Raw genomic sequence first — 21,085 nt, forward strand, 5'->3', positions numbered from 1 at the left:
GGGAAAGACTCTTGATACGCTCACTCAGCACTCCTATTTGCTCTGATGATCAAGCGTTACTTTAAGCCCAACTTAGCCGTTCGGCAAGTATGGATTGCATTTACAATCAGCAATGCTGAGCCAGCAATAGCAAACGTCTTCAAGAAAGATAAATCGACCATCCTGCGCAGTTTACTCGATCAATCTGAATCGAAGTGGTGCGGGTCACACATCCTACACCGACCTTAATTAAGATATACAATAATAAAAATGGTTCACTAAATCGACACACCCGCGAGTGAATTGCAGATCCTGATCGCGAACTATTGGGAAAACGTTTCCACTAAAAAGAATAATTTGCTAAATTGACCGCAAATATGAGCAGCTACGACTTATATTTGGTATTTGGCGATGCTTTGTAACGAAGAGCAGCCTTCGTTATTCAGTTATTTTTGGAGTACAAATGGCCACTATTAAAGACGTCGCCGCCGCAGCCGGTGTTTCTGTTGCCACGGTTTCACGGGTGGTCAACAATGGACCCAAGGTGAGCGCCAAAAATCGTGAGTTAGTAAAAAAAGTGATGCTCGAATTAGGCTATCGACCCAATGCCAATGCCCGAGCGCTAGTCACCCAAACCAACCCCACACTAGGTTTGGTCTTTAGTGAATTAACCGATCCATTTTTTGCTACCTTGGCTGGTGGCGTAGAAAAAATCACCCGTAACCATAACATCCAACTGTTGATCAGCAATGGTTTAGTCAGTGCCGAGACCGAGAAGCAGGCCATCGAAACGCTTTTAGAACAGCGTTGCCAAGCATTGGTGGTTCATGCCAAGGCCTTGAGTAACCAAACGCTCATCGACTACGCCAACGCTATTCCCGCAATGGTACTGATTAACCGATTCATTCCAGAAATTGCCCATCGCTGTGTCTGGTTAGACAATCAGGCTGGCGGTGAAGCTGCGGCACGTCATTTATTGTCTTTGGGTCATCGCAATATCGCCTGTATCAGCAGTAACTACGATATTGAAGATCCTCGACTTCGTCTTGAAGGGGTAAAAAGTATTCTTGCCGAAAGCAACACGCCCTTAGCAGAGCATGCAATTGCCACGGCAGAACCCAATGAAATTGGCGGTGAAATCGCCGCTCAGAACCTGTTAGCTCGTGGTTTAGATTTGAGCGCCGTGATCGTCTATAACGATGCGATGGCTTCGGGCGTGATCAGCGTATTATGCGATAACGGCTATCGAGTCCCCGAGGATATATCGGTGATTGGTTTCGATGATGTCTTACTGTCCCGCTATCTACGCCCCAAGCTTACTACCATGCGCTATCCGATCGAGATGATGGCAATGGAAGCGGCCGAAATGTCGCTAGCGTTGGCCAATGGCGAGAATGTCGCAGACTTACACAAGTACGTACCAACCCTCGTCAAACGAGACTCGGTTGCGCCACCCCGGACAAACCAAACTTAGCTCAAACTCGGCAACTAACGTGGCTAACCACGCTTAGATCCCTAATTTGTCACGCAGATTATAGTAAACCGCGCCCAAGGCAGTATACGGCAGCCTTCACCAATAAATGACGACCACCAAGAAAACAGTGCAGGCTAACCACGCTTAGATCCCTAATTTGTCACGCAGATTATAGTAAACCGCGCCCAAAGCAGTAAACGGTACCTGTAAATGACGGCCTCCAGGAAAACGGTAGTGGCTCAGCGAGGCAAACACATCAAAACGCTGCGCTTGTTCGCTCAGCACTTCTGCCAATAGTTTACCCGCTAAGTGGGTACAACTCAGGCCATGGCCACTGTAACCCTGTAGATAATAAATATTGCTGTCTAAGCGACCGAATTGTGGCATCCGTGAATAGGTCAGTAAGAAGTTACCGGTCCACGCATAGTCAATTTTAAGCCCGCGCAACTGCGGAAATAAAGCTTCAAACTTGGGGCGTATTTGCCGCTCAATAGAAGCCAAAGGCTTGGCGCCATATACCACACCGCCACCAAACAATAAGCGTCGATCGGCGGTCAGCCGATAATAATCTAACAAATAATTGCAGTCTTCCACGCAGTAATTTTGCGGTAGTAATTGCTGACACTGCGCTTCACTCAGCGGTTCAGTCGCCACCACCTGAGTGCCACACCGAATCGCCTTATCACTGAGTTTAGGCTCTAATTCCCCGAGGTAAGCATTGCCCGCAAATAACAGATAATTGGCACTCACGCTGCCATGTGTGGTCAACACCTTAGTGACTTCCCCCCTTTGATAAGATATTACTGGCGACTGCTCGTATATTTCACCGCCCAAACTTAATAGGGCTTCAGCCTCACCTAAAGCAAGATTCAAAGGATGAATATGCCCGCCCTTCCTGTCTAATAAACCGCCCACATAGGCCTCGGTCCCCACCACCTGAGCTAACTGCGCTTTATCCAGAAGTTCCAGTTGATGGTTACCAAAGCGTTCCCAATTGGCTTTTTGTTCAATTAAGCCTCTCAATTGCTTGGCGTTATAGGCCGCGAATACCCCACCTTGTTGATAATCACAGGCAATTTGGTAGTCCTGAATACGGGAACGAATAATTTCGCCGCCTTCAAAAATCATCTCATTCAGGGCCTGAGCGGTTTTTTGATCATAGCGCTGTTCAATGACATCCACATCGCGGCTATAGCTATTCACAATTTGTCCGCCATTACGGCCAGTCGCGCCAAAGCCGACCCGAGCAGCTTCTAGCACCACCACATGGAAGCCTTTCTCGGCAAGATGCAGGGCCGAAGACAAGCCACTAAATCCTGCGCCAATGATGCAAACGTCACAGCGAATATCCCGTTGTAACTGAGCAAACTGGCGCGAATGATTAGCCGTTGCTGCATAGTAAGAATCGGTATGTTGTTGCATAGGATCTCCTTAAATCAGGCTTGCTGATGCCGTTCTGCTGCCGCCACGAACTGACTAAATAGGACCTGCGACAAGGGATTTTGCGCCGCTTGCCACTCGGGATGCCATTGCACCGCATAAAAAAACGGGTGCTCAGCTAAGCAATAGGCTTCGATCAGACCGTCTTCGGCAATTGCCTCCAGCTGTAAACCCTCGGCCAACTGGTCAATGCCTTGATTATGTAAAGAATTCACCTCAATTTGCTCAGTGTCGAGCCATTGCGCCAGCTTACCTTGTGGATTTAATTTGAGGGGATGCTGGCTGGCATACTTTACTGCGAAGTCTTTAGTTTCTGACTCACGATGCTCAATTGCTCCTTCCCGCAGGTAGACCTGGTGATGCAAACTCCCCCCCAGCGCAACATTCATTTCCTGGAAGCCACGACAAATACCAAACACTGGCAAGCCCTGCTGCCGAGAGTAGTCAACAATAGCAAAGGCTAAACGATCGCGCCCCGGGTCGAGCCTTGGTTCATGATGGCTGGCCGCATAAAGTTGCGGATCAACATTAGAGTGACTACCAGTCAGCAACACCCCATCCAGTTGACTCAGCACGCGATTTAAGGCCGACGCACTTAAATGATGGGGCAGTAAAATTGCACCCGCGCCATACGCGGCTAAGGCATTTAGATAAAACTCATTGACGCTTTGTATTTGATAGGCGTCCTGTTGTTTATGGCAACAAATCACTCCGATTAAAGCTTGTTTTTGATTCGCTTCCACTGCGCACTCCGTTCAGTATTCATTCAATATTTAGCTACAAACTGCCACGAAATAGATTAAATGTAAATTATATTTAACAAATGATAATTTGGCGTGCGAAGTTCCATGCTCCGACTGAGACGAAATTGAGCCCTCAGCCATGCAAAACAAACACCAGCATCTAGGCTTATGGCGTCAACGAGACTTGCTGCTTATGTGCCTCAATAACCGAGTGGCTTAAACCCAGTACGACTTTTTTAACCGCATACGCGCGCATCCCAGCCAACACAAGTGTCGCCACCATCGGGACATTCAGGAAAAGCGAGCATGCGCTGTGAAAAGCTGACACCGTCAATATTCCCCTTAAGCGTTTGGATAATAATCGGCTGTCACTATGGGTTCTCGGCTTGCGTATAGTTGATAAATTCATCGGTATGCTGATCACATTCCACCAACTCCCAAATCGGGCCTCGAAATATGTTTCCTGCTCGGAGCCAATATTGCATATTCAGATAAGTGACAAAATGAGTAACGGTTAACTGTTTGCTATCAGGCAATTGTTGGCTAATGCTGCGCGCCAAGTAATCAACTTTATTGGGCGTCACCCATTCATCGCCTAAACGGTCAATACCATACTGGCAACTCGTCACCAAGTACGAGAGTCCTCGGTTTCACTCTCACTTGCATCCCGCAAATTTTGAGTTGCTAAGTGCCCGCTACCGGTTGCCAGTAAGAGAAGTTGAGCAGAGTTTAAACTTGCACAGGCGTTCAGGCCTAAGCCCATCAGTCAGCTGAATATTTTTTTCATGGTACATTTGGTCCTTCAATGCATATCTCCGTCATCCCTAATGGCTGGGCCTTAGCGCTATAGTTCTGCGGCCAAGCATCCATAAGCCCTGCACTTAAGGCCACAAATCATGCTATTAATCACACAGTCCGCGAGCCAATCAATAGCGACCTAAAGCATTACAAGGTAGAATTAGCTGGCGAAATACCACGAGCAAGAGGCTCTTCTCAACGATGACAGAACAAGTCAGTATCACCATCAGTATTGGCGCTTCGGCTACGCCAGCTCAAAATCAAGCTCACAAGGTCCTGACCCCCAAACCGCCCTTCGATTTACGTAAGATATTCGCCGCCTTCGTGGTACTGGTGGCACTGCTGTTACTGATATGCACGCTGATTTATCGATATTGGCCTCGTGCGCCCGAGGCGCATGCCGGAGCGGCGAGCACGGCACTCATTCAAAGGCCAAACCAAGAAGGTAGCCAGCAAGATCTCAAGTCAGCGGCCACACCACCATCTTCTGCCAATAGTCAGCAGGTTAGCGCAGCAGCAAGCCTCACTGAGCGAACATCCGAATCCGCGCCACAAGCGTCGGTTCAGCTCGAAAGCGTCTCACCACAACTCAAATTAAATCCAGATAACCCAGCCAGCCTTGCCGAGATAAATCATCAGCATGCCGCAGCTCCGCCAGTCGTTGTAACACCAGCGCCAAGCACCAGCCAGCGAGCAACCGGCAAGCCGTCTGCTGCAACAGAACAAATGCCACCCCAGCCAGAGGCCCCTGCGAGCGAGACAGCAGATTTAGCACTGCGAGCAAAGCAAGCGCCAAGCGACGAGCCGACAACCCCACCGCTGACCCACGCTGAGCACCCACCAGCTACGGCTGGCACACCGCCACGGCCGCAGTCAGACAAACGGCTTCGCGCAAACCTGAGTCCAAGCCAGATACCAATGCCCGGCCCTCAGATTGTCGATCTACGAGTCAAACGCGGCCAACTCACCAACGGCATCCGCGCTCGCGAGCCCATCGATCAAGTGCGAGGCGTCTCGCTGGCCCAGCAGCAACAAATTTTCTTATTTCTGGAGCTCTTGAATATGCAAGGGCAAACGCTTGAGGTACGCTGGTATCATCAGCAGCAATTGCAAGCCACGGTAAACTTGGCCATTGGCGGGCAGCGTTGGCGCACCAAGGCCAGTAAACGCTTTGACTCATTCAGTCTGGGACAATGGCAAGTAGTGGTATTTGCACAACAGAAATTACTCTACGAGCAAGACTTCATGGTAGGACCATAATCACACCAGCTATCGGCCACATTCATTCGATGGTTTAATGCATCCTTCGATTGAAACCCAAAGTGAGTCAATGAAGGCCAATACTTATCATATTAACTCGTTGTTAATATTGAAAAACAACTAAAAATTCAGGTCTTCCTTTAAAGCGAGCTAAAGCAACTGTTCATAAAAGGATTTGTTATAAGCTTGCACTTCCTGAAAGTGCTGATTAAATTAATAACAGAGTCAACGGACAGGACGAACAATGGAACTAGCGCTCATACGTAGTGCCCTCGGCTGGGGTGCAGTGATCAACATCGCAGTACTTATTTATTGGTTTGCTTTTTTAACCCTTGCCCACGATTGGACTTATCAGCTGCATGCCAAGTGGTTTAAGCTTAGTGTCGAAAAATTTGACCGTTTTCACTACCTAGGCTTGGCACTCTATAAAGTCGCCATCATCGCCTTTTATATCGTGCCTTACATCGCCTTAGGTATCGTTTTAGATTAGTCGCTATACAGCACTATCGATTGCGGCTCACTGATCGAATAACCGACCGTGGCCACCCCTTCTACATCCTGAATTTTGGTATGAATGGTACCTTCGACCCACACCGGATCCCAGATATCTTCCAGCTGCACTCCTTGCTTGTAAGTGACATAAACAATCTGGTTCGGTGGTGGTGGTGGATAATGTAAACAAGCGCCGAAATAAGGCACCAATAAGAATGCTTTGATCAACTCACCATCACTCTCTAGAGGCACAATAAATCCAGGAATACGCAGCGTTTTGCCATCCAAGGCCTTATTTACACTCACGTTTAAGTTCTGCTGAACCGGCTGATCTAAAGGCGCATTATGGTCAATCGCTGCGGGAGCAGCTTGTCGCTCACTCTCGGGAATTAATTGCTCCCAAACATCAATGTCTTCGCCATACGCAGCGCTACTCAATAACAGGCCAGCAATAAGCCAATGGTATATTCTCATGTTGTTGCTCCTGACTAAATTTTAATACTCATGCCATCGCTGAGTGAATAACGATAAGCGCGCCATGCCGGTAACAGCCCAGCGATAAAACCAACTCCCATCACTAGCAGCAACAAGTAAGCTTGTTGTAAAGTCGGCCAGCTGAGTACCATATAAAAGCCAAACTGATTGAGTAAAATCGGCTTCGCCAGCGCTAATAATCCATACATACTTACCAAACCCAGCAAGGACCCCAGCACACTCAGTAACAGCGCTTCGATCAATAATAAGGTGAAAATATGCCTTGGCTTCGCGCCCACCGAGCGTAAGATCGCCATTTCACGGCGGCGCTCTTTTAGACTAACCATCAAGGTGGTTAACATGCTCATTAAGCCAGTGATCACCACACAAATCGAGACCGCAAGTAAGGCCGTCTCGGCGATGCTTAAAATACCCCATAACTCTTGCAAAGCCACACCGGGCAAGATCGCGAGTAAAGCCTCTTGTTTCGACTGATTGATTTGCCGTTGCAGACTAAATATTTGCAACTTGGATTTGGTGCCGAGCATCATCGCAGTAATACTGGAAGGCGTTAGTTGTTGTTTGGTAAAAGGCTGTTTTTGCGCGGGCAAATGGATCGCTTCGATGCCAGCCAAAGAAGTAATCACGGTGCGATCGACTGGCGTCCCCGTGGCTTGTAAAATGCCACTCACCACAAAAGGAAATTGCTCGTGATTCACAAAACTCACCGCGGCAATGCCATGCGCGACGACAATTTTATCCCCCAGCCGATACCCCAGCTTTCTAGCAACCTCGGCCCCTAATACCACATCATAAGTATTGCTCAATTCACCGCCTTGCTTAAATTTCAAGGCTTGCTTATTGGCATATTGATAGTGTTCAAAAAAACTATTACTGGTGCCCATCACGCGATAGCCCCGGTGGGAATCACCCAGAGAGATGGGGATCGCCCACTTGACTGAGGCATTTTGTTGGATATCTAAGTAACTTTGCCAAGATATATTATTGGTAGCATTACCAATACGAAATACCGAATACAACAACAATTGGGTGGGGCCACTGCGAGCACCCACGATCAAGTCAGTGCCAGAGATGGTCGATGCAAAGCTGGACTTGGCCTGAGTTCGTAAATTCTCGACCCCCAGCAACAGGGCCACACTTAAGGCAATGGTGAGCAAGCTCAGCAATACCGTCCCACGCCTCGCCCAAAGGCTATGCCAAGCTAAATTAAGCAGACTCATGTCGACCTCCTAAATTAACCGCAGGCAAGTCAACGACTTGAGTAAAACGCTGCGCTAAATCATGATCATGACTCACCAATAACAGGCTGCTATCACAGTGCTCTAACTCAGCCATCAACAAGTTCATGAAATGTTCTCGATTCACTTTATCAAGCGCCGAAGTGGGTTCATCGGCAATGATTAAGGCTGGTGAACCAATCATCGCTCGTGCCGCTGCCACCCGTTGCTGCTGACCGATACTCAATTGGCCCACCGCTTGATGTAATTGTTTGTCGGGCAATTGCAGGTGGGACAATAAGCGTCGTGCTTCTTCGATAACGCTGGAAGAACGGCTTAAAGCGCGCTGTTTGCGCAACTTCGAAAACTGGCAGGCTAAGGCTACGTTTTCCAAAACTGATAAGTAAGGCAACAAATTGAACTGCTGAAACACATAACCGATATGATCAGCTCGTAATTGATCTCGACCCGCAGAACTGAGGCTATCGCAGTCTTGACCCATAAATCGCAACTGGCCTTGTTGAGGGCTAATCACTCCAGCAATCAAACTCAGCAAGGTCGATTTCCCACAGCCGCTAGGCCCATGAATAAAGGTATGACTCGCAGGCGCAATGCTTAAATGGGGAATATGGATAGCCGGGTGAGTCTCACCCGGCCAAGCAAATACCACCTCATCTAAACACAATAGAGAAGCAGATTCAGGCATCTTATAGGGCTACCTTGTGTTGCTCTGCAGTCACCTCAATCGCAATTTGACCGCGATCGCTAGCGCCTTGAACCAGAATTTTCTGCATCCGAGGGAAGCGCTCAAACCAGTGCAAATTAAAGCTTTGCAACTCCGATAACTGGTGACAGTGAAAATGATAACTGAAAGTCACATCCTGATGACCACTGTGTTCGTGGTCATGGTCATGATCCGCCGCTTCATGTTCGTGCTCATGCTCGTGATCCGCCGCTTCATGTTCGTGCTCGTGCTCATGATCCGCCGCGTCATGTTCGTGCTCATGCTCGTGATCCGCCGCTTCATGTTCGTGCTCATGCTCGTGATCCGCCGCTTCATGTTCGTGCTCATGCTCATGATCCGCCGCTTCATGTTCGTGCTCGTGGTCACTTTGCTGCAAAGCCCCCCACTCTTGACTCAAGCTTTCTAATTCGCAATCGCCGCCATTAAAACTGAACAGCTGCGGAGCATTTTCAATTTGCAGCTTAGCCGCAGCTAAAGCCTGTTGTTCCGCCGCTGTGACAGGGGCGTGCTCAAAACCTAATAAATTATCCGCAGGCGAATGAATTTCAATCGCCAATTCTTCATCACCGGCAGCAAAAAATAATTCAGCAACACCGTGCTGGTGGGCAGATTGCGCATACGTCACGCCACTCAACAGGCCAAAGCCTGCTAACAAAACAGATCTTAATTTCATTGTATATATCCATGGTTAACTAAAAATAAATGTTATTAAATTAGTACCATAGAACAGGTGGCGCGCGCGCAATTGCGCGTAGGGTATGCAGCCAAGTATAACGATAGTTTACCGTTTGATAAGTAATGCCAACCACCGCAAAGGCGATAAATAGAGCACTACTACAAATTGCTGTCGATAATTGGCCAAGGTGAAAACATAGCGGGCAGTGATGCTCGGAATGATGCGGGTTGAGTTTCTCGACTTGGTGTTCGCCCCAGACGAAGGCAAAGGCAAAAACTGACAGGATCAGTAGCCAAGAAACCCTTTGCTGCCAACGACGAATACGCATCACTCTACCTTGTATTCCTTCGCTTCTCGACAAGCTTAAATGCCATCGAGAAGCTTAATTTCATAAGAACTATACTTTCTTATATTTATCACGCCATTGTTAAAGATTAAATACTGACCTTTAATTCCTTGTAATATTCCTGTAACTAATGGATTTTTATCTAAGTTAAAACTACTTATTTTACTCGGGAATTGTTCAACCGGATAACTTAACTCCGTCATCGGCTGGTCATTCAAGGCGGTGATTGAATCGAGCCCATAACGCTCGGCCAAGTCGCTAAGAACGTTGCTAATCTGCGGTAATAAACGCTCTCGTTCGGCAAACAAGTCTAATCGACTCGCGTTTCCTTTCAACATCGTACGCCAATTGGTTTTATCGGCCACTAATTTGGCTAATTCAACTTCCACTAAACCTGATAACTGGCGAGTCGCCACTTGGAAAATAGCCAAAGCCTGAGTCGCACCTTGATCGATCCAACGTGTGGGAATTTGATTATGCCGAGTAATTCCCACCTTCAGCCCAGAGGTATTGGCTAAATAAACATAGTGCGGGATCATACAATTATTTTCGCCCCACTCCGGCTCACGGCAAGTCCCTGCAGCATAGTGACAGGTTTCCGGCTTCATAATGCACATGTCACAGCTGGCCAATTTACGCATACATACAAAACAGTGGCCTTGCGAGTAACTCTTCTTAGTGCCCTTACCGCAATTTCGACACTGAATTTTCCCAGTGAATTCAAACGCGAGAGGCTTACCAATCAGGGGATTTAGGTGTAATTCTTGTTCGCCTAACGGCAAATAATATTGTATCTGCTCGGCCAATACGCCGCGCATTTTTGATAAGTGGCCCTGCATTTCAGAAGTACTCAGATTGGCTCAAAGGTTGAGCAGTGTAATGCAAAGTGAAGGCTTTGTGTAGCGAGCTTAGTAAGGGTAGTTCTCATCACTGCCGAGCAGCTCTATCATCAATTGTCGTAATTCTCCATTGGCGATCAACTGACTCATGCCTAAATCAAAAAGTTTTAGTAAGTCACGCCCTTTTTCATTCGCGACAAAACAAAACTGAGAATTATTCTCTAACACACTATCAATAAAAATAAAATTTGAAGGCTTTGGCATTTTGGTCAATAGCAGTTCTATGTCTTCTCGATACTCGATCACGGCACCCACTCGGCCCAAATTAAGTAAATTTAGCATCTGAACTAAATTAGAATACTCTCGATAAACAACCCCGCGAGGTAATAGCTCCCCCCAATTGTAACCCAAACGAGAGATCACTTTTTTACCCACTAAGTCCTGATTGCTTTGATAAGAGCCTGCAAATTGTGATGTTGTCAGCATATCAACTCGATCGACTTCAACCGCATACAGAGAACAATAGGCCGATGAAAAATCATCACTGGAACCACCGAGAGCAATATCAACAAGCTGATGATCTAATAAAGCAATGCTACGAGGGAAAGGCACAAAATGAGGGGATATCGATGTATCCGGAAAAATTCGTTGTAATAAGCTAAAATAATAGCCCGTGCCGTCACGATGGGCGTAATTAGTCCATTCACCAGTCGCAATATTAATTGAATGCACCGCCGCCAGCGACACCGACCACCAGCAACATAACAGAATCAATAAGATCCGCACCACATCCCCGCTAAGCTAAGCTCTCTCATTTAGCTTAGCAAAGGAACCACAAACCGCCCTTTAATATGAAGGTTATTATTCAGTCTGTATAGTAAGCTTTGGTTTAGAATCCCATGCCTTCAAGGAGCCCATTCTTTTTCGCCAAAGAACTTGGTGTATCATCGTCGGAGACCCGATCAGCACCGCGTAACATCGCATCAATAAGCTCACCTGCATCAAACTTAGTTAAGGCCTCATCGGCACCGACTTGGTGGGCACGATCAACACTAATCTCGCTGGACAACGAAGTATGCAAAATAATATAGGCATCGGCAACTTGTGGATCACTGCGAACTTCAAAGGTTAATTCATAGCCATCTAAACCCGGCATTTCAATATCACTCACTAGGATATCAATCGCTTGTTTGCTTACCGCTGCCTGTTGCATCATCTTCAGCGCGGTCGCGCCATCACTGGCCATTTGGTAGTCAATTTCGATACTATCCAAAGCGCTCGACAGCTGCTTACGCGCAGTTGCAGAATCGTCCACTAATAAGATCCGCAACTGACTCAAGATGGCTTGATCAGGTAAGCTCACAGAAACTCGGATCCGATCTTCATCATCAGGGAACACCGTAGCAATCAGCTTTTCAATGTCGAGCAACTGAACCAATTTATCATCGACCCGAGTGACCCCTGTTACAAATGCATCTTTACCTAAAGAGCTAGGCGGTGGATCAATGTCACGCCAGCGACATTCGGTAATACGTTCAATCCCGCGCACTAAAAAGCCAATAGTTTGGCGGCTCACATCGGTAATAATAATTGAGCAGCTGGCTCGTTCTTCTTCGGTAATTGGCCGATACCCCACTGCAGCCGCCATATCTACCACCGAGATGGTTTGACCGCGCAATGAAGCAGATCCCAACACAAATGGATGAGACTGTGGCAGGGCGGTAAGACGTGTATAGGGAACGATCTCACGCACTTTCAAAGTACCAATTGCAAATAGTTGATTTAACGACAACCGAAAATGCAACAAACCTTGGGTTTGACTGGTGGCGCTGCTCATAAGACATCCTTCGTAATTTGATTCATGAACAATAAAATTTAAGCGCTGAGCCTAACCATTCAACCTTGGTCGGCCAGTCGAAACTGCTCACATACTTGTTTGATTATAGCGTTACTACAAACTAAGTGTGGTTGAGTAGCGCAAACGACTACAATATCAATTGCTGGTAATGACGGCATTGTTTTAGCGCACAATTCTAACAAATCTCCTTTGCTAGAACGAGCCATCGTTGCAACTGCCAACCCCTGCGCCACCAAACCATATAAACCACTGTGATTGGCGCTAGTTGCAATCAGTCGATAGGGTATCTCAGCCTTATCTAAACCGTCGATGGCACTACGATGAAACTTACAATCCGCTTCGTAAAGTGCTATCGCCAAGGGACTTTGAAGATGAGGGTTAATTTCAGCTGAACTCACCCAAACTCCTTGATCATGACGCAATAGATAACCTTCATCGCTATTTGGCGTACGAGTTAACACCGCTATATCCAGTTCACCCTGATCCAACTGCTGGCGTAAGCGATAACTTGGGGCAGAACTCAAACGTAAACATACATTAGGGATCTGTTGTTGTAATAGCTGAACCAGTAACGGCATCACCGATCGGCTGTAATCGTCTGGACAACCCAATCGTAATTCCACCTGCGTCTGCGGTTCTTTTAGCTCCTTCAGCGCCAAATCGTGCAAGCTGACAATACGTCGAGCATAACTGGCCAAGGCCTGCCCCGCGAGAGTCAAAACCAAGCCGCGGCCCTCTTTTTCAAACAAAGGACGATCACTCTCTTGCTGCAGCTTTTTCATTTGTGCACTAATCGCCGACTGCGTACGAAAAGTCTGGCTGGCCGCTCGCGTAAAACTGCCACTGTCCATGATTGCCACTAAACTACGCAGCGCATCAATATCCATCTTCAACCCATCAACAGCATTTATCAGTGCCATCAAAAATAATCGTTATTCATTACACAAGCAACTTGCGACACTCATCCTAAGCCACACAACAAGGAAATAACATGATATTGCACGATTATTTGCCATCGGGAAATGGCTATAAAATTAGATTATTACTGAGCCTGCTCGGCCAAGATTATCAACTAAAGTGCTACGACATTGTACAGGGGGAGACCCACACCGAAGCATTTCTAAAACTTAACGCTAACGGTAAGATCCCAGTGTTAGAGTTCGACGATGGCCGCAGTTTAACCGAATCAAATGCCATCTTGTATTACCTTGCTCAAGGAACACCCTATTGGCCTGAGGAATTGTGGCAGCAAAGCCAAGTACTACGCTGGATGAACTTTGAACAATATAGCCATGAGCCAAATATCGCGACGTTGCGATTCTGGTTAGGCCATGCAGGGATGAATCAACAACGCCAAGCACAATGGGCCGATAAAAAAGCGGCAGGCTATGCCGCCTTAAAGGTCATGGAGCAACACTTAAGCGAGCATCGTTATTTTATGGGCGAGCAATTCAGCATCGCCGACATCGCGCTATATGCTTATACCCATGTGGCCGAAGAAGCTGAATTTGACTTGTCCACCTTTCCTGCGATTCAAGCTTGGTGCTATGCCATTACACAAACCACAAACTATGTGGACATCACCGATGATTCTGCGCGACTCAAGCCGTAAGTAAAGCAAAGCCGAGATCACTCGGCTTTGCTTTCGCCCTCACAACTTCACAAGCAGCTTGCCCTGGTTTTCCCCATTAAACAGCAAATTAATTCCATCGATAGCTGAAACTAAACCTTCTAATACATGAACTCGGTATTGCAGTTGGCCCGCTTGTAAATACCCAGCCACCTGTTGCATCAGTTGCGGTGCACGATGTAAATGATCGGGCATGGTAAAACCTTGAATGGTTAAACGCTTCTTAATAATCGTCATCCAGTTAGGGCCAGCTGAAGGGGTTGTTGCGTTATAGTCCGAGATCATCCCACAAACCACGATTCTACCGAAGGCATTCATGTTATCCATTGCCGCTTGTTGGATCGCGCCACCGGTATTTTCAAAATAAATATCAACGCCGGCTGGCGTTAACGCAGCCACCCGTTGCGCAACATCTTCGATTTTATAGTTAATCGCGCCATCAAAGCCCAAATCTTCCACTAACCAACGACATTTTTCATCACTACCTGCAACACCTATCACTCGTAAACCCTCGGCTTTAGCAAGTTGCCCAACCAATGAACCCACCGAGCCCGCAGCACCGCTCACTAATAGGGTTTCTCCCGACTTGGGCTTAGCAATTTCTAATAGACCCTGCGCAGCGGTCATCCCTGGCAGCGCTAATACCGCTAATACTGCTTCTGCCGACAAACCTGAAGGAATAATATTCACCCCCTTGCCTTGACTAATCGTCTGTTCAGTCCAGCCAAACATGCCCATCACCATCGCCCCCACCGGAAAATCAGGGTGCAAGGACTCAAGCACTTCACCAATCCCACTGGCACGCATCACCTCACCCAAACCAACGGGTGGAATGTAACTCTCAGTATCGGCACTCATCCAACCACGCATCGCAGGATCTAAAGACATATGAGTTTGTTTGACTCGAAACTCGCCGGCTTGCAGCGGCTGAGCTTGATGTTCGCGAAGCTCAAAACAGTTTGCTTCTATCGTTGCAGAAGGACGTTTTACCAAATGAATCGACTGATAGTTAGTCATAAAAGCTCCTAAATGAATAAATGACGTTCATACTATATTGTTATCAAGAATGATTATAAATAATCCTTAGCATTGGAATAAACAGCTACTTAAGCTAAACTTTATTGTCTTTCCGACAACAATAAACCAATGAATAAGCTCAGAGCACTACAGTATTTCGCCCATATTGCCGAATCGACCAGTTTCACCAAAACAGCGGAGGCCTTCTCAGTCCCCCCTTCTTCGGTCTCTCGACGAATTAGCGATTTAGAAGCCATGCTTCAGCAACAGCTGTTACAGCGTAGCACCCGGCAAGTAAAGCTGACGGAATTGGGGGCGCTGTATTACCAACAAATAAAACCTGCCCTGCTGCAACTGAATGACGCCGAAGATCTGATCCAGCAACAGAATCAGCATCCCAGTGGCCTACTATCCATTAGTGCAATGCCGAGCTACGGTGAGCAGTGTTTAACACCAATATTAAGCAAGTTCTCGCAACTTTATCCCGACATTATTCTGGATCTACACTTTAGCGACCAATTAGCAAATTTAAGCCGCGACCAGATAGATATTGCTATCCGCAGTGGTCTCGCCCCCGACGAGCGGGTTGTCGCGAAAAAGCTGTCGAATAATGATTTTGTATTGTGCGCAGCACCACACTACCTCGCCACAAAAGGTCAACCCACCAGCCCGCAAGATCTCAACCAACATCCTAGTTTGCGTTATCGTAGCCCCGAGCGAGTTCTCCCTTGGATGTATATCGACGCCCAGCAAGCGTGGCAGACATTGCAGCCCCCCATCCGCTTAATTAGCAATCATGGCAAAAGCATCGTTAATGCGGCGATCCAAGGCGAAGGTATTGCACTATTGCCAGAATGGGGGATCAGCAAACAACTGGCTGAGGGTAGCTTGATGAGCTTCAGTGTTGGCCCCAAAATTTGTCTTACTCCGGCTAAATCCACCGGTATATATTTGTTATATCAAGGGCTTAAGTATCAAATACCTAAAATACGAGTTGCGGTGGATTTCCTACTTCATCATCTTCGCTAAAGAGGATTAATTTAGGGTGACTATATCGATGAAGCCAGCAAGGCCCATGAAGTATCCTCATTGACATGAATCATCAACAGTCCTGCAGCAATCAATCGCTGGCGCTGCCCAAAAATTTCCGCCGTCAACATTGATGACTAAAATTGGCTTTATTCAAGCCCGTTTACAGCTTTCTAACACCTCTCAAAGGTGTTCATTTCGAACAATTATTAGGCGCTAAAAATAAATCACGTCTGGACAAAAGTTTAGTATTGGCCTATCAATAGATAACACAAAGTAATTAACTGTCTTTTTACTCAAATGCAGATAAAAACTTCAACTTTGAGAGTCAAGTGACGAAAATTTGCACTTTTATTTAGGCGATTATTTGTTACGCTTGTGTTAAGGGTAAAGCTTGATTGATAGGTTTTATCTAAGCAATAAGCTCTTAGCAAAAGGATCTGTGTATGAGCGAGCCGGTCAACGACCAACAATATGTGCGCTTTGTCGATGTGAAAAAAAGCTACGATCAACGTAGTTTAGTGGTTAAAAACTTTAATTTAGATATCCGTAAAGGTGAATTTGTCACCCTCCTAGGCCCCTCAGGCTCTGGTAAAACTACCTGCTTAATGATGCTCGCTGGCTTTGAAGATGTCACCAGTGGACAAATTTTAGTGAATGGTGAAGCCATCACCAACGTCGCCCCCTACAATCGCAATATAGGCATGGTGTTTCAACATTATGCGCTGTTCCCTCACATGACCGTTGCTGAAAATCTAGCCTATCCTTTGATGGTGCGAAAATTACCCAGTGAAGAAATCAAGCGCCGGGTGGCCGATTCTTTAGCTTTGGTTGAACTAGAAAGTTTTGGTAAGCGCTACCCAGGGCATCTTTCTGGAGGTCAAAAACAACGAGTAGCCTTGGCCCGCTCGCTAATTTTTGAACCGTCCATCGTTTTAATGGACGAACCTTTAGGAGCCTTAGATAAAAACCTACGAGAGCAGATGCAGTTTGAGATTAAGCGTTTGCACGAATCCATTGGTTTTACTGCAATCTATGTCACCCATGATCAAACCGAAGCGCTCACCATGTCAGATCGCATTGCAGTATTCAACGATGGCGTGGTGCAACAATGTGCCTCTCCCGATATCCTTTATGAACGTCCTAGCAACGCCTTTGTTGCCGACTTCATTGGTGAAAATAACCACTTAGCAGGAACCGTGTTAGAACGCAGCCAAGACTTAGCCAAAGTAAAACTAAGTGATGGTACTGTGGTTTCAGGCAGAGCGATGGATTGCCCAGCAATTGGAGAAGATTGCATACTCGCGGTTCGCCCAGAAAACCTATTCATCCTCAGTGAGAAGCATCAATTCGACAATCTCATTGAAGCTGAATTTATCACCCTATTATACGTCGGTGACTTTATTCGTTACTTCTTCAAACTCAGCGATAAAACTGAGCTGATGGTAAAAGTATTGAATGATCACGACGCCCCCAAAATAGCGACTGGCAGCATGACCAAACTCACTTGGTCGGTCAATGACGGTTTAGCTTTTGATACACCCCCAAGCACTTAACGAATGGTAAAAGGATAGTACCTATGAAACGTTTACTCCCCGCACTCGCGCTAGCTTCGGTTTGTCAGTTTGCCAGTGCAGACCAACTCACTGTGGTGTCTTTTGGTGGTGCCTATGGCGCCGCTCAGCAAAAGCACATGTTAGACCCCTATATGGCTAAAACTGGAAACAAACTATTATTTGAAAACTACTCGGGTGGTATTGCAGAAATTAAAGCCCAAGTCGAAAGTGGTAATATCCTTTGGGATGTTGTCGACATCGAAGTGATCGACTTAGAACGAGCCTGTTCCGAAGGTTTATTAGAGGTCATTCCTCAAGACAAACTCCCTCCAGGTGATGACGGTACACCCGCAGCGCAAGACTTTAGCAAAGCGGCCTTAGCCAACGAGTGTGGTGTGGGTAACATTGTTTGGACCGTACTCTACGCCTACAGTGACGACACCATCAAGGGCGGTACACCAAGTACCATCGCTGATTTATTTGATACCAAGAAATTCCCAGGTAAACGCGCCCTACGTAAACGTCCTCAGGTGAATCTTGAGTGGGCTTTGATTGCCGATGGCGTGCCTAAAGACAAAGTCTACGACGTTCTAGAAACTGAAGAAGGACAAGCAAGAGCCTTCGCCAAACTGGCAACGATTGCCGATGATATCGTCTGGTTCGACAGCTGGTCACAAGCGCCACAACTCCTCAATGACGGCGGCGCGGTCATGGTGCAATCAGCAAATGGCCGGATCTTCGATGCCATTCAAAGTGAAGGGAAACCCTTTGAAATGGTTTGGGATGGCCACCTCTATGATCTAGATGTCTGGGCCATTGTGAAAGGCACCAAGAAAAAAGATCTCGCGCTAGACTTCGTGAGTTTTGCCACTAGTTCTAAACCGCTCAGTGGTATGCCAGAAGTAGCCTACGGTCCAACCCGTAACTCCTCTTATGCCTATGTTGATAAGGCAGTGATCCCTAAACTACCTTCTTCTCACCTCGATGAAGGTTTGAAAGCGTCAGGCGATTTCTGGGCTGACTACGGTGAGTCTTTAGGCGAAAAATTCAATGAGTGGCTGTTGAAGTAATCACTAGATTGACGAAGGCTTTTAGCCTTCGTCTCTTATCATAGAGGTACAGATGGAAACAAACAGTCTCAGCGTGGAAGAGATCTTAGCCGGTAAGAAAATGCTCAAGCGTAAAAAACGCTTGTTGCTAGCCTTTACCATGCCTTTATTAATATTTATCTTTATCACCTTTATCGCACCAATAGCTTCGATGCTCTATCGCAGTGTTTATCATCCTGCGGTCAGCCAATTGGTGCCACTCACCTTGAGTGAGATGAAACATTGGGATGAAACCAGTGAAGAATTACCGAAGCCAGAAATCATCCAACAATTTGCCATCGAATTACAAGACTTAGCCAATCAACGCTTATCAGGAAAATTAGCGGAAGAAATCAATCGGCTTAAACCCGGCAGCTCCAGTTTAATTAAATCAACCGCGCGTAAACTCAAGAAAAAAGACTTGAGTGAGCTGCAACAGCACGGTGCCGAATTCCTATTATCCAGTTCAAAAAAATGGCACGATATTTATTTATGGCGAGCAGTCAAAAAAGCCGGACAACCTTTTACCGACAGCTACTACCTCACCGCTTTCGACTTAAAACGCGACTCAGCGGGAGAAATTGCACAACGAGACACTCAGATTTACCTAAAGCTTTATTGGAAAAGCCTAAAAATTTCGCTGATTATTACCTTATTAACAGCATTGTTAGCCTATCCTTTGGCCTATTACTTGGCCAATGCACCCAGTAAAATAGCCAACCGCTTAATGGTGTTTGTACTCCTGCCATTTTGGACCTCGCTATTAGTGCGTACTACCTCATGGATTGCGATTTTACAAACCAATGGGGTACTGAACTCAATCCTACAAACTTTAGGCATTATCGATGAACCCTTGGAGTTGCTGTATACCCAATCAGCAACAATCATAGCGATGACTCATATCTTGCTGCCCTTTATGATTTTGCCTCTATATAGCGTGATGAAAAATATTGACCCAAGCTATTATAGAGCGGCGCTTTCTTTGGGCTCTAAACCACTACCAGCTTTCATTAAAATTTACTTACCGATGACCGTGCCCGGAGTCAGCGCGGGAGCCTTACTGGTATTTATCATTTCAATTGGCTACTACATTACCCCTGCAATTGTCGGTGGTACCGAAGGACAAATGATCTCCAATATCATTGCCTTCCATATGCAATCGTCAAATAACTGGGAACTCGCCGCAGCCTTGGGCTCGTTATTATTAGCGTTAATTTTGGCGCTGTATTGGATCTATGACCGCCTGATCGGGGTCAGTAACATTAAGTTGGGCTAAACTATGAGTCGTTACCCGAAATACTTTACCTTTTGGCATATCTCGGCACATTATGGTCTGCGTCTCAGCTCACTGCTGGTATTAGCTTTCTTAATGTTGCCGATTATGGTGATCATTCCCTTATCATTTAATGTGGAGCCTTTTTTCACCTTTACTGAAGGCATGTTAGCCCTCGACCCCGAGGCCTATTCATTGAAGTGGTACGCCGAGATTTTACACGATGACAAATGGCTATTAGCGATTAAGAATAGTTTTGTGATCGGTATTTTTGCCACCCTTATCGCGACCGTATTAGGCACTTTTGCCGCCATCGGTTTAAGTAATCCAGCGATGCCTTGGCAACGACTTTGGATGGCGATTTTACTATCGCCAATGATTGTGCCGCTGATCATCACCGCGGCTGGCATGTACTTCTTCTATAGCCAGCTTAATCTGGCTGGTTCCTATATGGGCGTGATCTTGGCGCATGCAGCCTTGGGGACGCCCTTTGTGGTGATTACGGTGAACGCTGCCCTATCCGGTTTTGATTATTCGCTAGTGAACGCGTCTTTAGGTTTAGGCGCCAAACCCATGTTTACCTTCTTCAAAGTCATCATGCCGCTGATCCGCCCTGGCGTCATCTCGGGTGCTTTGTTCGCCTTCATCACCTCCTTCGATGAAGTGGTCGTGGTCCTGTTTTTAGCTGGCCCCGAGCAACGCACCATTCCAAGGCAAATGTTTTCTGGTCTGCGAGAACAGATCAATCCAACCATCCTCGCGGTGGCAACCTTGTTGATCGTTATTTCCGCGATGCTACTGTTCACCATTGAATACCTGCGCGCGCGCAGCGAACGTATTCAAAGCGGTGACTTAGACAACTAAGCCATTTTACTTCGGTTCCGCCCCACCACATTGTTCGGTGGGGCGTCCTTATCGAACACTCGGTGAGGCTTGCTCAGCAATTTTCATCTCAAGTACAACTTGCTCATCCTAATGATGCGCATCGTTTATCGAGCAAAGTCACCTACAAAAGCTTAATGGCTTGCTTCTGAGCGATCAATAGAATCCGCTCGTCATGAATGTTACTTACAACATTCATGACGAGTTGCCTGCGTCCTACCAGCCCGCATGACTAGATAAAATAATGC

General features: G+C 46.7%; 22 protein-coding genes. 9 read left to right on the forward strand and 13 right to left on the reverse strand.

Annotation, left to right across the window (positions count from 1 at the left end; genetic code table 11):
• Positions 1-442 precede the first annotated feature (442 nt).
• The gene (locus ACRRS0_RS22110; RefSeq protein WP_432455438.1) at positions 443-1,453 is read left to right on the forward strand and encodes a substrate-binding domain-containing protein; all 1,011 of its coding nucleotides are present in this window, start codon (positions 443-445) and stop codon (positions 1,451-1,453) included.
• Positions 1,454-1,597: 144 nt separating this feature from the next.
• Here the strand turns inward: ACRRS0_RS22110 and ACRRS0_RS22115 are convergent, their stop codons facing one another.
• From ACRRS0_RS22115 to ACRRS0_RS22125, 3 genes are all read right to left on the reverse strand, one after another.
• Complete coding sequence (locus tag ACRRS0_RS22115; protein ID WP_432455437.1) at positions 1,598-2,875, reverse strand: NAD(P)/FAD-dependent oxidoreductase; 1,278 nt, start codon at positions 2,873-2,875, stop codon at positions 1,598-1,600.
• Between the two features lie 14 nt (positions 2,876-2,889).
• Complete coding sequence (locus tag ACRRS0_RS22120; RefSeq protein ID WP_432455436.1) at positions 2,890-3,636, reverse strand: gamma-glutamyl-gamma-aminobutyrate hydrolase family protein; 747 nt, start codon at positions 3,634-3,636, stop codon at positions 2,890-2,892.
• 371 nt (positions 3,637-4,007) lie between these two features.
• Positions 4,008-4,268, reverse strand: coding sequence for a hypothetical protein (locus ACRRS0_RS22125; protein ID WP_432455435.1), 261 nt, complete (start codon positions 4,266-4,268; stop codon positions 4,008-4,010).
• 367 nt (positions 4,269-4,635) lie between these two features.
• Here ACRRS0_RS22125 and ACRRS0_RS22130 point away from each other — a divergent pair, with 367 nt between their 5' ends.
• On the forward strand, positions 4,636-5,694 hold the full coding sequence (locus tag ACRRS0_RS22130; RefSeq protein WP_432455434.1) for a DUF2914 domain-containing protein: 1,059 nt from the start codon (positions 4,636-4,638) through the stop codon (positions 5,692-5,694).
• A 244-nt stretch (positions 5,695-5,938) separates the two neighbouring features.
• Positions 5,939-6,184: a DUF6868 family protein gene (locus tag ACRRS0_RS22135; protein ID WP_432455433.1), complete on the forward strand. Its 246-nt coding sequence runs from the start codon at positions 5,939-5,941 to the stop codon at positions 6,182-6,184.
• Here ACRRS0_RS22135 and ACRRS0_RS22140 read toward each other — a convergent pair.
• The 9 genes from ACRRS0_RS22140 to ACRRS0_RS22180 all read right to left on the reverse strand — a co-directional run bounded on the left by ACRRS0_RS22140 (position 6,181) and on the right by ACRRS0_RS22180 (position 13,249).
• The gene (locus ACRRS0_RS22140) at positions 6,181-6,660 is read right to left on the reverse strand and encodes a DUF3299 domain-containing protein (protein WP_432455432.1); all 480 of its coding nucleotides are present in this window, start codon (positions 6,658-6,660) and stop codon (positions 6,181-6,183) included. The genes ACRRS0_RS22135 and ACRRS0_RS22140 overlap by 4 nt on opposite strands.
• A gap of 14 nt (positions 6,661-6,674) precedes the next feature.
• Entirely contained in the window at positions 6,675-7,901 is a 1,227-nt protein-coding gene (locus tag ACRRS0_RS22145; RefSeq protein WP_432455431.1) for an ABC transporter permease, read from the reverse strand.
• Positions 7,888-8,604, reverse strand: coding sequence for an ABC transporter ATP-binding protein (locus ACRRS0_RS22150; protein ID WP_432455430.1), 717 nt, complete (start codon positions 8,602-8,604; stop codon positions 7,888-7,890). The genes ACRRS0_RS22145 and ACRRS0_RS22150 overlap by 14 nt, the downstream gene beginning before the upstream one ends.
• 1 nt (position 8,605) lies before the next feature.
• Positions 8,606-9,316, reverse strand: coding sequence for a ZrgA family zinc uptake protein (locus ACRRS0_RS22155; protein WP_432455429.1), 711 nt, complete (start codon positions 9,314-9,316; stop codon positions 8,606-8,608).
• 40 nt (positions 9,317-9,356) lie between these two features.
• Positions 9,357-9,647 (reverse strand): hypothetical protein, encoded by a 291-nt coding sequence (locus ACRRS0_RS22160; RefSeq protein WP_432455428.1) that lies wholly within the window; start codon positions 9,645-9,647, stop codon positions 9,357-9,359.
• 35 nt (positions 9,648-9,682) lie between these two features.
• On the reverse strand, positions 9,683-10,504 hold the full coding sequence (locus tag ACRRS0_RS22165; protein ID WP_432455427.1) for a DUF2797 domain-containing protein: 822 nt from the start codon (positions 10,502-10,504) through the stop codon (positions 9,683-9,685).
• 69 nt (positions 10,505-10,573) lie between these two features.
• A complete protein-coding gene (locus ACRRS0_RS22170; protein ID WP_432455426.1) occupies positions 10,574-11,290 on the reverse strand; it encodes a substrate-binding periplasmic protein in 717 nt (238 codons plus the stop codon).
• 103 nt (positions 11,291-11,393) lie between these two features.
• Positions 11,394-12,341, reverse strand: coding sequence for a chemotaxis protein (locus ACRRS0_RS22175; protein WP_432455425.1), 948 nt, complete (start codon positions 12,339-12,341; stop codon positions 11,394-11,396).
• A 59-nt stretch (positions 12,342-12,400) separates the two neighbouring features.
• A complete protein-coding gene (locus ACRRS0_RS22180; protein WP_432455424.1) occupies positions 12,401-13,249 on the reverse strand; it encodes a LysR substrate-binding domain-containing protein in 849 nt (282 codons plus the stop codon).
• 104 nt (positions 13,250-13,353) lie between these two features.
• Here ACRRS0_RS22180 and ACRRS0_RS22185 point away from each other — a divergent pair, with 104 nt between their 5' ends.
• Positions 13,354-13,974, forward strand: coding sequence for a glutathione S-transferase family protein (locus tag ACRRS0_RS22185; protein WP_432455423.1), 621 nt, complete (start codon positions 13,354-13,356; stop codon positions 13,972-13,974).
• A 39-nt stretch (positions 13,975-14,013) separates the two neighbouring features.
• On the opposite strand, the gene ACRRS0_RS22190 is transcribed toward ACRRS0_RS22185, so the two are convergent.
• A complete protein-coding gene (locus ACRRS0_RS22190; protein WP_432455422.1) occupies positions 14,014-15,009 on the reverse strand; it encodes an NADP-dependent oxidoreductase in 996 nt (331 codons plus the stop codon).
• A 129-nt stretch (positions 15,010-15,138) separates the two neighbouring features.
• On the opposite strand from ACRRS0_RS22190, the gene ACRRS0_RS22195 reads away from it, so the two are divergent.
• From ACRRS0_RS22195 to ACRRS0_RS22215, 5 genes are all read left to right on the forward strand, one after another.
• Positions 15,139-16,038, forward strand: a complete 900-nt coding sequence (locus ACRRS0_RS22195) for a LysR family transcriptional regulator (protein WP_432455421.1) — start codon at positions 15,139-15,141, stop codon at positions 16,036-16,038.
• 446 nt (positions 16,039-16,484) lie between these two features.
• The gene (locus tag ACRRS0_RS22200) at positions 16,485-17,594 is read left to right on the forward strand and encodes an ABC transporter ATP-binding protein (protein WP_432455420.1); all 1,110 of its coding nucleotides are present in this window, start codon (positions 16,485-16,487) and stop codon (positions 17,592-17,594) included.
• A gap of 23 nt (positions 17,595-17,617) precedes the next feature.
• Complete coding sequence (locus ACRRS0_RS22205; RefSeq protein ID WP_432455419.1) at positions 17,618-18,664, forward strand: ABC transporter substrate-binding protein; 1,047 nt, start codon at positions 17,618-17,620, stop codon at positions 18,662-18,664.
• Between the two features lie 52 nt (positions 18,665-18,716).
• Positions 18,717-19,958 carry an ABC transporter permease gene (locus ACRRS0_RS22210; protein ID WP_432455418.1) on the forward strand — a complete coding sequence of 414 codons (1,242 nt, stop codon included), beginning with the start codon at positions 18,717-18,719 and terminating at the stop codon, positions 19,956-19,958.
• A 3-nt stretch (positions 19,959-19,961) separates the two neighbouring features.
• Entirely contained in the window at positions 19,962-20,819 is an 858-nt protein-coding gene (locus ACRRS0_RS22215; protein ID WP_432455417.1) for an ABC transporter permease, read from the forward strand.
• Positions 20,820-21,085: the final 266 nt, after the last annotated feature.

The organism is Agarivorans sp. QJM3NY_29 (assembly GCF_050870835.2).
In the GTDB taxonomy this organism is placed as follows: Bacteria; Pseudomonadota; Gammaproteobacteria; order Enterobacterales; family Celerinatantimonadaceae; genus Agarivorans.

Excerpts from the sequence above, each read along its gene's own strand:
- ACRRS0_RS22200 (WP_432455420.1), top strand. The coding sequence starts at position 16,485 with ATGAGCGAGCCGGTCAACGACCAACAATATGTGCGCTTTGTCGATGTG.
- ACRRS0_RS22150 (WP_432455430.1), bottom strand. The coding sequence starts at position 8,604 with ATGCCTGAATCTGCTTCTCTATTGTGTTTAGATGAGGTGGTATTTGCT.
- ACRRS0_RS22160 (WP_432455428.1), bottom strand. The coding sequence starts at position 9,647 with ATGCGTATTCGTCGTTGGCAGCAAAGGGTTTCTTGGCTACTGATCCTG.
- ACRRS0_RS22110 (WP_432455438.1), top strand. The coding sequence starts at position 443 with ATGGCCACTATTAAAGACGTCGCCGCCGCAGCCGGTGTTTCTGTTGCC.
- ACRRS0_RS22190 (WP_432455422.1), bottom strand. The coding sequence starts at position 15,009 with ATGACTAACTATCAGTCGATTCATTTGGTAAAACGTCCTTCTGCAACG.
- ACRRS0_RS22115 (WP_432455437.1), bottom strand. The coding sequence starts at position 2,875 with ATGCAACAACATACCGATTCTTACTATGCAGCAACGGCTAATCATTCG.
- ACRRS0_RS22140 (WP_432455432.1), bottom strand. The coding sequence starts at position 6,660 with ATGAGAATATACCATTGGCTTATTGCTGGCCTGTTATTGAGTAGCGCT.
- ACRRS0_RS22175 (WP_432455425.1), bottom strand. The coding sequence starts at position 12,341 with ATGAGCAGCGCCACCAGTCAAACCCAAGGTTTGTTGCATTTTCGGTTG.
- ACRRS0_RS22145 (WP_432455431.1), bottom strand. The coding sequence starts at position 7,901 with ATGAGTCTGCTTAATTTAGCTTGGCATAGCCTTTGGGCGAGGCGTGGG.
- ACRRS0_RS22185 (WP_432455423.1), top strand. The coding sequence starts at position 13,354 with ATGATATTGCACGATTATTTGCCATCGGGAAATGGCTATAAAATTAGA.
- ACRRS0_RS22180 (WP_432455424.1), bottom strand. The coding sequence starts at position 13,249 with ATGGATATTGATGCGCTGCGTAGTTTAGTGGCAATCATGGACAGTGGC.
- ACRRS0_RS22210 (WP_432455418.1), top strand. The coding sequence starts at position 18,717 with ATGGAAACAAACAGTCTCAGCGTGGAAGAGATCTTAGCCGGTAAGAAA.
- ACRRS0_RS22165 (WP_432455427.1), bottom strand. The coding sequence starts at position 10,504 with ATGCAGGGCCACTTATCAAAAATGCGCGGCGTATTGGCCGAGCAGATA.
- ACRRS0_RS22205 (WP_432455419.1), top strand. The coding sequence starts at position 17,618 with ATGAAACGTTTACTCCCCGCACTCGCGCTAGCTTCGGTTTGTCAGTTT.
- ACRRS0_RS22195 (WP_432455421.1), top strand. The coding sequence starts at position 15,139 with ATGAATAAGCTCAGAGCACTACAGTATTTCGCCCATATTGCCGAATCG.
- ACRRS0_RS22215 (WP_432455417.1), top strand. The coding sequence starts at position 19,962 with ATGAGTCGTTACCCGAAATACTTTACCTTTTGGCATATCTCGGCACAT.
- ACRRS0_RS22135 (WP_432455433.1), top strand. The coding sequence starts at position 5,939 with ATGGAACTAGCGCTCATACGTAGTGCCCTCGGCTGGGGTGCAGTGATC.
- ACRRS0_RS22155 (WP_432455429.1), bottom strand. The coding sequence starts at position 9,316 with ATGAAATTAAGATCTGTTTTGTTAGCAGGCTTTGGCCTGTTGAGTGGC.
- ACRRS0_RS22130 (WP_432455434.1), top strand. The coding sequence starts at position 4,636 with ATGACAGAACAAGTCAGTATCACCATCAGTATTGGCGCTTCGGCTACG.